Below are 14,940 nucleotides of genomic sequence, written 5' to 3'. Positions count from 1 at the left end.
CCGCCCTCCCCCACCGCCCCCGCGCTCCCCCCCCCCCCCCCCCCCCCCCCCCCCCCCCCCCCCCCCCCCCCCCCCCCCCCCCCCCCCCCCCCCCCCCCCCGCGCCACCCCCCCCCCGCCCCGCCCCCCCCGGCCCCCCGCCCCCCCCCCCACACGCCGGCCGCCCCCGCCGCCCGCGCGCCCCCCCGCCCGCCCCGCCCGCGCCCCCCCCCCGCCCCTCCCCCCACCCCCCCAACCCGCCACACCCCCACCACCTCCAGCAGCCCCCCGACCACCAGGCACCCGAACCCCGCCCCGGTATGCAGCAGGACATGCAGCGGGTCCGCACCAAGAGCCGTCCCGAGGGTGAGCCCGAAGGCCGGCAGCGCCGCGAGCATCACCGCCGTGGAACGGGCGCCGGCCAACTGGGCTCGCAAATCGGCCCGTTGGTCCCGCTCCGCACGCAACGCCGCCTCGAGCCGGTCGAGCCCCGCCGCAAGCCCCGCCCCCTGGTCCACGGCCACCCGCCAGCAGGCCGCAAGCCCCAGCAGCCCCTCGGCCCCCGGCTGTCGCGCCGCGCCCGCCAGCGCACCCGGCACGTCCCCGCCGAACCTCGCCGCAGCCAGCACCGCCGCCTGCGCGCCCCCGAGCCCGCCGGAGTCGCGTGCCGCACACAGGAGTGCCTCACCCGGCTGCCGCCCGGCCCGCACCTCCCCGGCGAGTGCCGCGCACAACGCGATCACCCCGTCCGCGCGCCGCTCCCGCGCCCGCCGCGCCTCCGCGGCCAGCCGCAGCCGCCGCAGCAAGGGCACTCCAGCCGTCCCCGCGACGATCGGCAGCACCGACGCACCCAGCACCGCCAGCACCAACCCGGCGGCCGGCGCCCACCACTCGACCCGCAGCCGACCGCGGAGCCGCCGCACCCGACCGATCGCATCCCGCCACGCGGGCGGACCGGTCCCCACCGCCCCGCCGCCCGCGAGCAGCAACTCCGCCCGCCGCGCCCCGGAGTGCCAGCCACCCATCAGCCAGACCACGGCCCCGGCACACGCCACAGCAGCCCCCGACGACAGCTCACCCATCCCGACCACTCCTCCGCTCCCCGGCACCGCACTCGTCCGCCGAATCCCCCAGCAGCTCCCGCAGCCGCCCCCACCCCCGCTCCCGCACAAAGGCCTCCTCGCCCCACCGCAGCGCCGGCACCGTCCGCACCAGCCCTGACGGGTCCCGCTCCAGCACATGAACCTCGGCGATCCGCCGCTGCCCGGCCCGGTCGCGCACGAGATGCAGTACGACCGCCAGGGCAGCCGCCAACTGGCTGTGCAGGGCGGCCCGGTCCAGCCCGGCCGCAGTGCCGAGCGCCTCCAGCCGGGCAGGCACGTCCGCTGCCGCGTTGGCGTGGACGGTCCCGCAGCCGCCCTCGTGCCCGGTGTTCAACGCGGCCAGCAGATCGACCACTTCACGTCCTCGCACCTCCCCCACGACGAGCCGGTCGGGTCGCATCCGCAGTGCCTGCCGTACGAGGTCCTCGAGGGTGACCAGGCCCGCGCCCTCCTGATTGGCGGGCCGTGTCTCCAACCGCACTACGTGCGGATGGTCGGGCCGCAGCTCCGCCGAGTCCTCGGCGAGCACGATCCGCTCGCCGGAGCCGACGAGCCCCAGCAGCGCGCTCAACAGCGTCGTCTTGCCGCTGCCGGTACCGCCGCTGATCAGGAAGGACAGCCGGGCCTCCAGCAGCGCCCGCAGCACCCGGTCCCCGCCGGGCGGCACCGTGCCCGCCGTCACCAGCTCATCGAGCGTGAAGGCCCGGGGCCATACGACTCGAAGAGCCAGGCACGCACAGCCCACGGCGACCGGAGGCAGCACGGCGTGCAGCCGTGTCCCGTCGGGCAGCCTGGCGTCCACCCACGGCCGGGCGTCATCCAGCCGCCGCCCGGCCACCGCGGCCAGACGCTGCGCAAGACGTCGTACGGCCGACGCGTCCGTGAAGGAGACCGCCGTCAGCTCCAGTCCGCCGCCCCGGTCGACCCAGACCCGGTCGGGGGCGGACACCAGGACGTCGGTCACCGAGGGGTCGGCGAGCAGCGGTTCCAGCGGGCCGCTGCCGACCAGCTCGGACCGCAACTGCCGGGCCGCGCCGAGAACTTCGGCGTCCCCCAGCACCCGCCCCTGCTCCCGCAGCGCCTGTGCCACGCGCGCGGGTGTCGGCTCGGCACCGCTTTCGGCCAGCCACTGCCGTACGCCGTCCAGCAGTGGCCCGGAGAAGGTGTTCATGCGGCGTTCGCCTCCATCAGCGCCCGCTCCCAGAACCCCTTGCAGAACCGCGCCAGCGGTCCGCGTCCGGAGGCCCCGGGTGGCGACTTGCTCTCGTGCGGACGCAGCAGCCCGGATTCCACGGGCACTTCGCCGGCCAGCGGCAGCCCGAGCAGCCGGGCCACCTCGCGGTCGTCGAGGCCGGGCGCGTACGGTCCGCGCACCGCCACCCGCAGGTCACGCAGGACCATGCCGACGGCGGAGGCCACCCGCCCGGCGGCGGCGACCGCGCGCAGCTCGGCGGGCACCACGAGCAGCCCGACATCGAGCTGCGCGAGTACCTCGGCGACGCCGTCGTCGATACGGCGGGGCAGATCGACCACGACCGTGCCGCCCCGGCGTCGGGCGGCGGCGAGCACCGCGCGTACGGCCTGCGGCGGGACGGCGATACGGTCGCCGCGATCCCAGCTGAGCACCCGCAGCGAGTGCAGCCGCGGCAGCGACTCCTCCAGGGCGCCCCCGCCGACCCGCCCGCGCGAGGCGGCGAAGGCGGGCCAGCGCAGGCCCTCGGCGGTCTCGCCACCGAGGAGGACGTCGAGTCCGCCGCCCAGCGGATCGGCGTCGACGAGGAGTGTGCGCAGCCCCTCCCGCGCGGAGGTGACGGCGAGAGCGCACGCGAGCGTGGACGCGCCGGCCCCGCCACGGCCGCCGATGACGCCCACGGTGAGCGCGGGCCGCCCCACGCCCTCCGCCACATCGGCGATACGGTCCACCAGCCACTGCTCGCCGTCGGGCAGCATCAGCACATGGTCGGCGCCGATCTCGACCGCCCGTTTCCAGACGCCGGGGTCGTCCTGGTCCCGGCCGACGAGCACGACGCTCCTTCTGCGCGCGACCCCGCGCACCCGCCGCACCGCGTCGTCCCCGACGAGGACCAGCGGCGCCGCCTCCCAGCGGCCTCTTGGCTCCGGCACCCCGTGATGCACCTCGGGTGTGGCACCGGCCGCCGCGCACAGGCGCAGCAGGTCGTCGAGCAGATCGGCGTCTTCCGTGACGATCAGCGGTCCGCCCTGTCGCCCACCGGCGGTGGGCTGCGGATCGTGAGTGACGGCTGCGGCCACGATGTCCATCCCCCTTCGCGCGGGCCCACACAGGACCCGCGACACACCTCTCGCGCAGCCCCTGAGGCCCCGCGATTCCCAAACGTGTGAAGAACCGGCATCCGGCCCTCCATATGAACGGCCGATAGGAACCGGCCAAACACGCCCGACAAACCGGAACCGGCCATGAAGTCGGCCCGGTCGGGGCGCGCTGGAATCACGGTGCAGCGAACCGGGAAATCGTGTGGATCTTGGTCGATAACTGTGGACAACTCGACGGTTGTGAATATCGCCGTCACCCATACCGGTGACCCCTGTACTGCTCGCTGTGCGACTTCCACAGAGCAGCCCAACGACTACACTCAGTCACATATCATGGACATGCCAAGAACTCGCAACGACTGCCTCACGACGGCCCTACAGCCGTGAACAGAGGAAGGAAAACGCATCCGGACATGCGACGACCCCCGCCGGGGGGGAGAGCGGGGGTCGTCTCCACGGCCGACTCGGGGGGGGAGGAGCCGGACCGGGTTAGCACGGTCGCGAACGATCCGTGACTTCCATGGTGTACCCGAGAGCCCTCTCAGGCAAACCCACGCGCCCACCTTACGCCGAATGGGCTCCCCCTATGCTCATGGTTGTGGAAAACCACTCCTTGCCCCGCACAGCGGCCTTCTTTGACCTGGACAAGACGGTCATTGCGAAGTCGAGCACGCTCACCTTCAGCAAGTCCTTCTACCAAGGCGGGCTGATCAACCGCAGGGCCGCCTTGCGCACCGCATATGCCCAGTTCGTCTTCCTCGCGGGCGGCGCCGACCACGACCAGATGGAGCGGATGCGGAAGTACCTGTCCGCGATGTGCCGCGGCTGGAACGTCCAGCAGGTGAAGGAGATCGTGGCCGAGACCCTTCACGACCTGATCGACCCGATCATCTACGACGAGGCCGCCTCCCTCATCGAGGAGCACCACACCGCAGGACGGGACGTCGTGATCGTGTCCACGTCGGGTGCCGAGGTGGTCGAGCCCATCGGTGAACTGCTCGGCGCGGACCGGGTGGTCGCCACCCGCATGGTCGTGGGCGACGACGGCTGCTTCACCGGGGAGGTGGAGTACTACGCCTACGGTCCGACGAAGGCCGATGCGGTCAGGGAGCTGGCCGAATCCGAGGGGTACGACCTCGCGCGCTGCTTCGCCTACAGCGACTCGGCGACCGACCTGCCGATGCTTCAGGCGGTCGGCCACCCCCACGCCGTGAACCCCGACCGCACCCTGCGCCGTGAAGCACTCGCGCGCGGGTGGCCGATCCTGGATTTCCACCGCCCGGTACGGCTCAAGCAGCGGATGCCCACCCTCTCCGTACCGTCGCGTCCGGCGCTCGTCGCGGCAGCCGCCATAGGGGCCGCGGCGGCCACCGCGGGCCTCGTCTGGTACGCCAGTCGGCGTCGGGCCACAGCTGCCTGACCTGCTCCGTCGCCGCCACGCGCGCGTGCTCGACATATCGACGACCGTTTAGTACGCCTTTGAACATAAAAGTAAAGAAGTGCAGCCACCACTTCCGCTTGCCCTGGACCTGGAGTAGAAAGGACACAACGGCCCGCGAGACCAAGGACATCCGAGAGGATCACCTTAATAACGCATTTGGCCCCACGGACCGAGCATGGACACCGGGCACCCACGCGACGTCGACCCGTCGATTACGGGCCAGCCGCACCAGGTGACGGGCGAAGTCCCGACCTGATGGGCACTATCTCGAGGACGCTTGGTACCCCGGTGGACATGCCAGCGGCGGTACGAGGATTCGTACCGCCGCAACCTTTCAAGCCCCCTTCGGGGGGCTTTTTCATGCGCCTTTTCTTACTGCTTCTTGCTGCGTTCCTACTGCGCCGGCCCGGCGACTCGCCTGTTACGCCGCCCCGCGCTGCAGCGCCTCGCACACAGCCACCGACTCGCGCGCCCCCAACTCGACCGCCTTGCCGCAGTGGGCGATCCAGGCTGCCATGCCCTCCGGAGTGCCCGAGACGTAGCCGTCGAGCGCCGCCAGATAGGCGGCGCGGCCCAGCTCCGCGTGGCCGACCTCCGCCGGACAGACCGACTTCGGGTCGAGGCCGCTGCCGACCAGGACGATGCGCGCGGCCGTGCGCGCGACCAGGCCGTTGTGGGAGACGAAGGGCCGCAGCGCGAGGAGTTCCCCGTGCACCACCGCGGCCGTGACCAGTGCGGGTGCTGAACTCCCCGCGATGATCAGCTCGGACAGGCCGTCCAGCCGCCCCGACACTTCGGCCGCGCTCGACAGCTCCAGTTCGACCAGCGGCTCGTCGACCGGCTCGCCCTCCTGGCGGGGCCTCCCGACCTCGTCGGAGTCGCTCGCCGCCGCCACCAGATGCAGCCGGGCCAGCACACGCAGGGGTGACTGCCGCCAGATGGACAGGAGTTGGCCCGCCTCCGCGGTCAGCCTGAGGGCCGCACCCATCGTGCGAGCCTCGTCGTCGCCGCTGAAGTCGGTGCGCCGACGCACCTCTTCGAGGGCCCAGTCGGCACCGGACAGCGCCCCGGAGCCGCGGGCGCCGCGCAGCGCCGCCTCGGACGTGATCTCGTTGCTGCGACGCCGCATGATCCGGTGGCCGTAGACCCGGTCCACGGCCTTGCGCACGGACTCCACGGACTCGGCCACTGTGGGCAGCGAGCCCAGGGCCGCGAGCGGATCGGCGGCCGCACCTGTCGTACTCATGAGTACGACACTAGCCACACCGGGCGCACACCCCACGATGGAGTGGTCTTCTTCACGCCCGTCTGCCACCTACAGCTATCGCCGCACTACCCTTCGTGAACATGAAAATTGCTTTCGTCGGGAAGGGCGGCAGTGGCAAGACCACGCTGTCCTCCCTGTTCATCCGGCATCTCGCGGCCGACGGCGCACCGGTCGTCGCGATCGACGCGGACATCAACCAGCACCTCGGAGTCGCGCTCGGCCTGGACGAGACGGAGGCGGGCGAACTGCCCGCGATGGGCGACCGGCTGCCGATGATCAAGGACTATCTGCGCGGCACCAACCCCCGCATCACCTCCGCCCGGACGATGACCAAGACGACGCCGCCCGGGGAGGACTCACGGCTGCTGCGGGTCCGTGAGAACAATCCGGTGTACGACGCCTGCGCCCGGCCGGTGGAACTCGACGGCGGCGCCGTCCGTTTGATGGTCACGGGCCCTTTCACGGACTCCGACCTGGGGGTCGCCTGCTACCACTCCAAGACCGGAGCGGTGGAGCTGTGCCTGAACCACCTGGTGGACGGCCGCGACGAGTATGTCGTGGTCGACATGACGGCGGGCTCGGACTCCTTCGCCTCCGGGCTGTTCACCCGCTTCGACATCACGTTCCTCGTCGCCGAACCGACCCGGAGGGGGGTCTCCGTCTATCGCCAGTACAAGGAGTACGCCGCCGACTTCGGGGTCGCCCTGGCGGTCGTCGGCAACAAGGTGCACGGCCGGGAGGACCTCGACTTCCTGCGCGCCGAGGTCGGGGACGACCTGCTGGTGTCGGTGGGGTACTCGGACTGGGTGCGGGCCATGGAGAAGGGCCGGCCACCACGGTTCGAGTTCCTGGAGGACGCGAGCCGCCGCGCCCTGCGCCTGCTGCGGACGGCCGCCGACGCGACGTACGAACTGCGCGACTGGGAGCGCTATACGCGTCAGATGGTGCACTTCCATCTGAAGAACGCCGAGTCCTGGGGCAATGAACGCCTCGGGGTCGACCTGGCCGCGCAGATCGACCCCGGATTCGTGCTCGGCGAGGGCCTCGGCACCCCCGTGTGACGGCTCCTACCGCCGGCCCGCCGGTGCCCCGGGCGCGCCCTTCGGGGCCGGGGCCGGGTGGGCGGACAGGAAGGACGCCCAGCCCTGCTTCGGGGCCTCGCCGACCTTCAGGGTGCGCAGCTTGCGCAGCGTCGTGGGGTCCTGGGCGTCCAGCCAGTCGGCCAGTTGCCGGAAGGAGACACAGCGCACCTCGGGCTTGGTGCACACCTCCTCGATGACCTCCTCGACGGCCCGCATATAGGTGCCGCCGTTCCAGGACTCGAAGTGGTTGCCGATGATCAGGGGCGCGCGGTTGCCGTCGTAGGCCCGATAGAAGCCCTTGAGCAGGCCGTCCCGCATCTGGTCGCCCCAGTGGTCGTACTTGCCCGGGTCGCCCTGGGTGGTGGTGCCGGACTGGTTGACCATGAAGTTGTAGTCCATGGTGAGCTGCTCGTAGGTGTGCCCGGGGAACGGCACGAGCTGCATCGACAGATCCCACAGGCCCAGCTTCTTCTTCGGCCAGACCTGGTCGTTGACGCCGCTGGTGTCATAGCGGAAGCCCAGGTCGCGGGCCGCCTTCATGAAGTTCTCCTGGCCTTCCAGACAGGGCGTGCGGGCGCCGATGAGTTCCTTGTCGTAGTCGAAGGGCAGCGGGGCCGCCTTTCTCATGCCGGTGTTGGTCTTCCAGGACTTCACGAATCGTTTCGCCTGGGCGATCTCGTCCTTCCACTCCTCGACCGACCACTCGCCGACCCCGCCGCGGCCGCAGAAATGGCCGTTGAAGTGGGTGCCGACCTCATTGCCCTCCAGCCATGCCAGGCGCAGCTGCTTGGCGGTGTCGGCGATGCCGCGGTCGTCGTTGAAGCCGATGTCGGAGCGGCCGGGCGCGTGCTGCGGCGGTCGGTAGAGGTCGCGCTTTCCCTCGGGCAGCATGTACACGCCGCTCAGGAAGTACGTCATCGTCGCGTTGTTCCTCTTGGCGACCTGGCGGAAGTGGGAGAACAGCCTCTGGCTGTCCTCTCCGGCGCCGTCCCAGGAGAACACCACGAACTGCGGGGGTTTCTGACCGGACTTCAGCCGTTCGGGCCTGGGCAGATGCGGCTGGGCTCCGGTGTACGCGGTGGAGCCGTCACCGATCAGACGGACCACGCTCTTGGGCGCCGCCGCCGGCTTCTGCGGGCCGGGGGCTCCTTGTTCCGGGCCCTGGGAACCTGTGTCCCCCGCCGTGCAACCGGCGAGGGACGCGGCACAGGCCGCGGCGGCCACGGCGCCGGCGGCGATCCTCTGGGTGGCGGCCATACTCCGCCCACCTTTCCTTCTCTCAGGCCAACGCTGATGAACCGAACTCGGGTGATGTGCCGGGAAGGGCCGACAGTGGCGCCAAGGTCGCACGAGGCAGAGAAGGAATTAATACGACAAGCCGATAAAAAGCCTGCTTCCCTCATGAGAGTTATGCATTAGCCCATTTGCTCGAAAAAACTATGCTCGCCCTTTACTCTCCATTACGATCCATTTACCGAGCGTTGATTTCATCCCGCCGCTGCACGCCGTGACCCACGGCCGCGACCCGACCCCCCGCCACCGAGCGGAGGACCACCAGATCCGCGACCGCGCTGCCCCGGAGGAGACGGGAACCATGTCAGCCTGCGTCCCCACCCGCCCATCCGATTCCCCCCGACCCGAGCACGAGCCCCACAGCCCTCCGCCGCCCCGGCGCCGCTTCCGTATCGCGGGCGCCGATGTGTCGGCCTCGATCGCGGTCTTCCTGATCGCTCTGCCCCTGTCCCTCGGCATCGCCCTTGCCACCGGCGCGCCCCTCCAGGCCGGACTGGTCGCCGCCGCCGTGGGCGGGCTCGTCGCCGGACGCCTCGGTGGCGCCCCACTCATGGTCAGCGGCCCCGCGGCCGGTCTGACGGTGGTCACCGCCGATCTCATCCAGCGCTACGGCTGGCGTACGACCTGCGCCATCACCGTGCTCGCCGGTCTCGCCCAACTCGGCCTGGGCTTCCTGCGCGTGGCGCGCTCCGCGCTCGCCGTGAGCCCCGCCATCGTGCACGGCATGCTCGCCGGCATCGGCGCCACCATCGCCGTCGCCCAACTGCACATCGTCCTCGGCGGGAGCCCGCACAGCTCGGTCGTCGACAACGTGCGCGAACTGCCCTCCCAACTGGCCGACCCGCATCCCAGCGCCCTGTCCATGAGCGCCGTGACCCTGGCCGTGCTGCTGATCTGGCCGCGGATTCCGGGCCGGGCGGGCCGAGTCGTACGACTGCTGCCGGCGCCCCTGGCCGCGGTGGCGACGGCGACGGCGGTGGCCGCTCTCGCCGGGTTGCGGCTGCCCCGGGTCGACCTGCCCTCGTGGAGCAGTCACGCCCTGGCCGGGCTGTCGGAAGGCCCGGTGCTCGGGATCGTCGCCGCCGTCCTGACCATCACCCTGGTCGGCGGAGTGGAGTCGCTGCTGTCCGCGGTGGCCGTGGACAAGCTGGCCGCAGCCCGGACTCAGTCACCGCCCGTGCCGCGCGCCGACCTCGACCGGGAGCTGCGCGGCCAGGGCGCCGCCAATATCGTCTCCGGCGCGCTCGGCGGACTGCCGGTCACCGGAGTCGCGGTGCGCAGCACGGCGAATGTCCGATCCGGTGCCGTGAGCCGGAACTCCACGCTGCTGCACGGCGTTTACGTAGTAGTCGCCGCGCTGCTGATGGTCCCGATCCTGGAGCTCATCCCGCTCGCCTCGCTCGCCGCCCTGGTGATGGCCGTCGGCATCCAGATGGTGTCCCTGCACCACATCCGCACGGTGACCCGCCACCGAGAAGTGCTGGTGTACGCCGTCACCACACTCGGCGTGGTGCTCCTCGGCGTCCTGGAGGGCGTGGCACTGGGGATCGCCATGGCCGTCGCCGTCGCCCTGCACCGCCTCACCCGCACACGCATCACGCACGAAGAGAAGGAAGGAGTCCATCACGTCCATGTTCGAGGGCAGTTGACGTTCCTCGCGGTGCCGCGGCTCAGCCGCGCCCTGCATCTCGTGCCCGAAGGGGTCCATGCCGTCGTCGAGTTGAACGGCTCCTTCATGGACCATGCGGCGTACGAGTCCCTGCAGGACTGGCAGAACGCGCACACCGCGCACGGCGGCACCGTCGAGGTGACCGGCCGTCGCACCGGGGTCCGGATCGCCGAGCCCGTCGGCAGCGGTGAGCACGCCGGCTGCCGTTGCCGTCCCTGGACACCGTGGCGCAACCACCAGTGCGAACCCCCGCGATCCAAGGCGACGCCCGACGGGCAGCCGACCGGCCTCGCCGAAACGGTCGAGATCGGGCCCAGCGGCCATGAACTGGCCCGTGGCATCGACGCGTTCCACCGCAACACCGCGCCCCTGGTGCGGGGCGAGCTGGCCCGGCTGGCGCGCGAGGGACAGCAGCCAGTTCAGCTCTTCCTCACCTGCGCCGACTCACGGCTGGTCACGTCGATGATCACCTCCAGTGGTCCGGGCGATCTGTTCGTGGTGCGCAATGTGGGCAACCTCGTGCCGCCCCCCGGTGAGGAGAGCGGGGACGACTCGGTGGCCGCGGCGATCGAGTACGCGGTGGAGGTGCTGAAAGTGCGGTCCATCACGGTGTGCGGGCACTCCGGGTGCGGAGCCATGCAGGCGCTGCTCTCCTCCGAGGCCGGTGCCGTCCAGACGCCGCTCAAGCGGTGGCTGCGGCACGGGGTACCCAGCCTGGAGCGGATGGCCGACGACAGCCGCCCCCGGGCCCGGCTGGCTGGACGCCGGCCCGCCGACGCGGTCGAGCAGCTCTGCCTGACCAATGTGGTCCAGCAGCTGGAGCACCTGCGCGCCCACGAGTCGGTGAGCCGCGCGCTGCGCGAGGGCTCGCTGGAGTTGCACGGGATGTACTTCCACGTGGGCGAGGCGCAGGCGTACCTGCTCTCCGAGGCGGACGGGGGCGAGGTGTTCGACTGGGTGGGGGCGGCGGACGTACCGGCGTGACCAGGGATGTGAGAGGCGTTACACCATCTGAACTCGCCGGCTCCGCCGTCCGTGGGAAGGGATGAACCCGGCCATCGGAAAGCCGCTACGGGACCGGGCTGATAGGTCTACACCAATTTCCGGTCGACCCTTGTCATCCGGCCCCCCGGTCTGATGAGCTGTGGCCTGGGACACAACGGACACCCTGGGAAAGGGAGATGTCGTGAGCAACGAAAGCCTGGCCAACCTCTTGAAAGAGGAGCGACGCTTCGCGCCGCCCGCTGACCTGGCCGCGAACGCCAATGTCACGGCGGAGGCGTACGAACAGGCCAAGGCTGACCGGCTCGGCTTCTGGGCCACGCAGGCCCGGCGGCTGACCTGGGCCAAGGAGCCGACCGAGACACTGGACTGGTCGAACCCGCCGTTCGCCAAGTGGTTCAAGGACGGCGAGCTGAACGTCGCGTACAACTGCGTCGACCGGCATGTCGAGGCGGGGCACGGCGACCGGGTCGCCATCCACTTCGAGGGGGAGCCCGGCGACAGCCGCACCATCACCTACGCCGAGCTGAAGGACGAGGTCTCCAAGGCCGCGGGCGCCCTGCTGGAGCTGGGTGTGCGCAAGGGCGACCGGGTCGCCGTCTATATGCCGATGATCCCTGAGACCGCGATCGCGATGCTGGCGTGCGCCCGGATCGGCGCCGCGCACTCCGTGGTCTTCGGTGGCTTCTCGGCGGACGCGCTCGCGACCCGTATCCAGGACGCGGACGCCAAGGTCGTCATCACGTCCGACGGCGGCTACCGGCGCGGCAAGCCGTCCGCGCTGAAGCCGGCCGTCGACGAGGCGGTCACCAAGGCGGGCAACGTCGAGCATGTCCTCGTGGTCCGCCGCACCGGCCAGGAGGTCGCCTGGAACGACGAGTTGGACGTGTGGTGGCACGAGATCGTCGACCGGCAGTCCGCCGAGCACACACCGGAACCCTTCGAGGCCGAGCAGCCGCTGTTCATCCTCTACACGTCCGGGACGACGGGTAAGCCGAAGGGCATCCTGCACACCTCGGGCGGCTATCTCACCCAGGCCGCGTACACCCACCACGCCGTCTTCGACCTCAAGCCGGAGACGGACGTGTACTGGTGCACGGCCGACGTCGGCTGGGTCACCGGGCACTCGTACATCGTCTACGGGCCGCTGGCCAACGGCGCGACGCAGGTGATGTACGAGGGCACGCCGGACACCCCGCACCAGGGGCGGTTCTGGGAGATCGTGCAGAAGTACGGGGTGACGATCCTGTACACGGCGCCGACCGCGATCCGTACGTTCATGAAGTGGGGCGACGACATCCCCGCGAAGTTCGATCTCTCCTCCCTCCGTGTCCTCGGCTCGGTCGGTGAGCCCATCAACCCCGAGGCCTGGATCTGGTACCGCAAGCACATCGGGGCCGACCGGACGCCGATCGTGGACACCTGGTGGCAGACCGAGACCGGCGCGATGATGATCTCGCCGCTGCCGGGCGTCACGGAGACCAAGCCGGGTTCCGCTCAGGTCCCGCTGCCCGGTATCTCCGCGACCGTCGTCGACGACGAGGCGCGGGAGGTGCCCAACGGCGGCGGTGGCTATCTGGTGCTCACCGAGCCGTGGCCGTCGATGCTGCGCACCATCTGGGGGGACGACCAGAGGTTCCTCGACACGTACTGGTCGCGGTTCGAGGGCAAGTACTTCGCCGGTGACGGGGCGAAGAAGGACGACGACGGTGACATCTGGCTGCTCGGCCGGGTGGACGACGTCATGCTCGTGTCCGGGCACAACATCTCCACGACCGAGGTGGAGTCGGCGCTCGTCTCGCACCCGTCGGTCGCCGAGGCGGCCGTCGTCGGTGCGGCCGACGAGACGACCGGCCAGGCCATCGTCGCGTTCGTGATCCTGCGTGGCACGGCGTCCGAGACCGAGCACCTCGTCGCCGACCTGCAGGGCCACGTCAGCGCCGCCCTCGGCCCCATCGCCAAGCCGAAGCGGATCCTGCCGGTCGCGGAGCTGCCGAAGACCCGCTCCGGCAAGATCATGCGCCGCCTGCTGCGGGACGTGGCGGAGAACCGTCAGCTCGGCGATGTCACCACGCTGACCGACTCGACGGTCATGGACCTCATCCAGGCGAAGCTTCCGGCGGCGCCGAGCGAGGACTGAGGACTGAGCAAGGCCCTCAGGGGCACCCGGCGACAAGCGCGCCGGGTGCCCCTTTTGCGTTTAGCGTGAAGATCCCCCCGACGAGCCCGGCCGCATCTTAGGTAAGCTAAGCAAACCGTCAAGAACGTAACAACGAATCAAGGTGCGCCGGGAAGTCTGGTCGGCATGTGTTCCGTCCTGCCCACCGACCGGAGGTCTCCTCGTGGCCGCGCCCGCCCGCAACAGGGAAAACGCCAGCACCCGCAAGGTTTTCGGACGCCTGTCCCTGCCCGAGCGAACCTTCGTGGCGGACGCGCTGCGCGCCGAGACGGTCGGCGGTGTCCTGCTGCTCCTCGCCGCGATCGCCGCGCTGATCTGGGCGAACATCCCCGCGCTGCACGACAGCTACGAGAGCGTCAGCCACTACCACCTCGGCCCCGAGGCGCTCGGCCTGAACCTGTCGATCGAGCACTGGGCGGCCGACGGACTGCTCGCGATCTTCTTCTTCGTCGCCGGCATCGAACTCAAGCGTGAGCTGGTCGCCGGTGACCTGCGCGACCCCAAGGCCGCCGTGCTGCCCGTCGTCGCGGCCCTGTGCGGGATGGCCGTACCGGCGCTCGTCTACACCCTCACCAACGTCACCGGCGGCGGCTCACTGGCCGGCTGGGCCGTGCCCACCGCCACCGACATCGCCTTCGCGCTGGCGGTGCTCGCGGTCATCGGTACGTCCCTGCCGAGCGCCCTGCGCGCCTTCCTGCTCACCCTCGCCGTCGTCGACGACCTGTTCGCGATCCTGATCATCGCGGTCTTCTTCACCGACACCATCGACTTCGCCGCGCTCGGCGGCGCCGTCGTCGGCCTGCTCGTCTTCTGGCTGCTGCTGCGCAAGGGCGTCCGCGGCTGGTACCTCTACGTCCCGCTCGCCCTCGTCATCTGGGGGCTGATGTACAACAGCGGCATCCACGCCACCATCGCAGGCGTCGCGATGGGCCTGATGCTGCGCTGCCACCGCCACGAGGGCGAGGACCACTCCCCCGGCGAGCGCATCGAGCATCTCGTACGGCCGCTGTCGGCGGGCCTCGCTGTGCCGCTGTTCGCGCTGTTCAGCGCCGGTGTCTCCCTTTCGGGGGGCGCCCTGGGCGACGTATTCAGCCAGCCGGAGACGCTCGGCGTGGTGCTGGGTCTGGTCGTCGGCAAGGCGGTCGGCATCTTCGGGGGTACGTGGCTGACGGCACGTTTCACCAGGGCGTCGCTCAGCGACGACCTCGCCTGGCCTGACGTGTTCGCGGTGGCGTCGCTCGCCGGGATCGGGTTCACCGTCTCGCTGCTGATCGGCGAGCTCGCCTTCGACGGCGACGCGGCGCTGACCGGCGAGATCAAGGCCGCGGTGCTGATGGGCTCGCTCATCTCGGCGGCTCTGGCGACCGCCCTGCTGAAGGTACGGAACGCCAAGTACCGCAAGATGTGCGCGGACGAGGAGCGCGACGACGACCTCGACGGCATCCCGGACATCTACGAGGAGGACGACCCGGCGTACCACCTGCGGATGGCCGGCATCTACGAGCGTAAGGCCGCCGAGCACCGCCGGATCGCCGAGTTGATGACCGCGGATAACGGCACGGGCATGCCGAAGTGACCACCGGGGCAGGCGACGGGGACGACGGTCCGGCATGATCTGACGGGACGGTACAAAA

9 protein-coding genes and 1 pseudogene are annotated in these 14,940 nt (G+C 70.8%); 5 read left to right on the top strand and 5 right to left on the bottom strand.

Annotation, left to right across the window (positions count from 1 at the left end; translation table 11 throughout):
- Positions 1-223 precede the first annotated feature (223 nt).
- The 3 genes and pseudogenes from KCH48_RS34735 to ssd all read right to left on the bottom strand — a co-directional run.
- Positions 224-1,060, bottom strand: a pseudogene (locus tag KCH48_RS34735) (type II secretion system F family protein); the annotation flags it as partial.
- Positions 1,053-2,252 (bottom strand): TadA family conjugal transfer-associated ATPase, encoded by a 1,200-nt coding sequence (locus tag KCH48_RS34730; RefSeq protein WP_210580751.1) that lies wholly within the window; start codon positions 2,250-2,252, stop codon positions 1,053-1,055. The pseudogene KCH48_RS34735 and the gene KCH48_RS34730, both read right to left, overlap by 8 nt.
- A complete protein-coding gene (gene ssd, locus KCH48_RS34725; RefSeq protein WP_210580749.1) occupies positions 2,249-3,361 on the bottom strand; it encodes a septum site-determining protein Ssd in 1,113 nt (370 codons plus the stop codon). The genes KCH48_RS34730 and ssd overlap by 4 nt, the downstream gene beginning before the upstream one ends.
- A 598-nt stretch (positions 3,362-3,959) precedes the next feature.
- On the opposite strand from ssd, the gene KCH48_RS34720 reads away from it, so the two are divergent.
- Positions 3,960-4,793 carry an HAD family phosphatase gene (locus KCH48_RS34720; protein ID WP_210580747.1) on the top strand — a complete coding sequence of 278 codons (834 nt, stop codon included), beginning with the start codon at positions 3,960-3,962 and terminating at the stop codon, positions 4,791-4,793.
- 442 nt (positions 4,794-5,235) lie between these two features.
- On the opposite strand, the gene KCH48_RS34715 is transcribed toward KCH48_RS34720, so the two are convergent.
- Positions 5,236-6,060 carry a Fic family protein gene (locus tag KCH48_RS34715; RefSeq protein ID WP_210580746.1) on the bottom strand — a complete coding sequence of 275 codons (825 nt, stop codon included), beginning with the start codon at positions 6,058-6,060 and terminating at the stop codon, positions 5,236-5,238.
- 101 nt (positions 6,061-6,161) lie between these two features.
- Here KCH48_RS34715 and KCH48_RS34710 point away from each other — a divergent pair, with 101 nt between their 5' ends.
- Complete coding sequence (locus KCH48_RS34710; protein WP_210580744.1) at positions 6,162-7,142, top strand: ATP-binding protein; 981 nt, start codon at positions 6,162-6,164, stop codon at positions 7,140-7,142.
- Positions 7,143-7,148: 6 nt separating this feature from the next.
- On the opposite strand, the gene KCH48_RS34705 is transcribed toward KCH48_RS34710, so the two are convergent.
- Complete coding sequence (locus KCH48_RS34705; RefSeq protein WP_210580743.1) at positions 7,149-8,420, bottom strand: hypothetical protein; 1,272 nt, start codon at positions 8,418-8,420, stop codon at positions 7,149-7,151.
- A gap of 337 nt (positions 8,421-8,757) precedes the next feature.
- On the opposite strand from KCH48_RS34705, the gene KCH48_RS34700 reads away from it, so the two are divergent.
- The 3 genes from KCH48_RS34700 to nhaA all read left to right on the top strand — a co-directional run bounded on the left by KCH48_RS34700 (position 8,758) and on the right by nhaA (position 14,882).
- Positions 8,758-11,109 (top strand): SulP family inorganic anion transporter, encoded by a 2,352-nt coding sequence (locus tag KCH48_RS34700; RefSeq protein WP_210580740.1) that lies wholly within the window; start codon positions 8,758-8,760, stop codon positions 11,107-11,109.
- 202 nt (positions 11,110-11,311) lie between these two features.
- A complete protein-coding gene (acs, locus tag KCH48_RS34695; RefSeq protein WP_210580739.1) occupies positions 11,312-13,267 on the top strand; it encodes an acetate--CoA ligase in 1,956 nt (651 codons plus the stop codon).
- A gap of 202 nt (positions 13,268-13,469) precedes the next feature.
- The gene (nhaA, locus tag KCH48_RS34690) at positions 13,470-14,882 is read left to right on the top strand and encodes a Na+/H+ antiporter NhaA (protein WP_210580737.1); all 1,413 of its coding nucleotides are present in this window, start codon (positions 13,470-13,472) and stop codon (positions 14,880-14,882) included.
- The last annotated feature ends 58 nt before the right edge of the window (positions 14,883-14,940 follow it).

The sequence above is a fragment of the Streptomyces sp. GESEQ-4 genome (genome assembly GCF_017948455.1).
GTDB lineage: Bacteria > Actinomycetota > Actinomycetes > Streptomycetales > Streptomycetaceae > Streptomyces.
The sequence above is the reverse complement of the archived record's forward strand: the minus strand, read 5'-3'. Positions and strand labels throughout refer to the sequence as shown.

Bases quoted from the DNA above. Each gene is read 5' to 3' on its own strand.
- KCH48_RS34705 (WP_210580743.1), bottom strand. From the start codon at position 8,420: ATGGCCGCCACCCAGAGGATCGCCGCCGGCGCCGTGGCCGCCGCGGCC.
- ssd (WP_210580749.1), bottom strand. From the start codon at position 3,361: ATGGACATCGTGGCCGCAGCCGTCACTCACGATCCGCAGCCCACCGCC.
- KCH48_RS34710 (WP_210580744.1), top strand. From the start codon at position 6,162: ATGAAAATTGCTTTCGTCGGGAAGGGCGGCAGTGGCAAGACCACGCTG.
- KCH48_RS34720 (WP_210580747.1), top strand. From the start codon at position 3,960: ATGCTCATGGTTGTGGAAAACCACTCCTTGCCCCGCACAGCGGCCTTC.
- KCH48_RS34715 (WP_210580746.1), bottom strand. From the start codon at position 6,060: ATGAGTACGACAGGTGCGGCCGCCGATCCGCTCGCGGCCCTGGGCTCG.
- KCH48_RS34700 (WP_210580740.1), top strand. From the start codon at position 8,758: ATGTCAGCCTGCGTCCCCACCCGCCCATCCGATTCCCCCCGACCCGAG.
- KCH48_RS34730 (WP_210580751.1), bottom strand. From the start codon at position 2,252: ATGAACACCTTCTCCGGGCCACTGCTGGACGGCGTACGGCAGTGGCTG.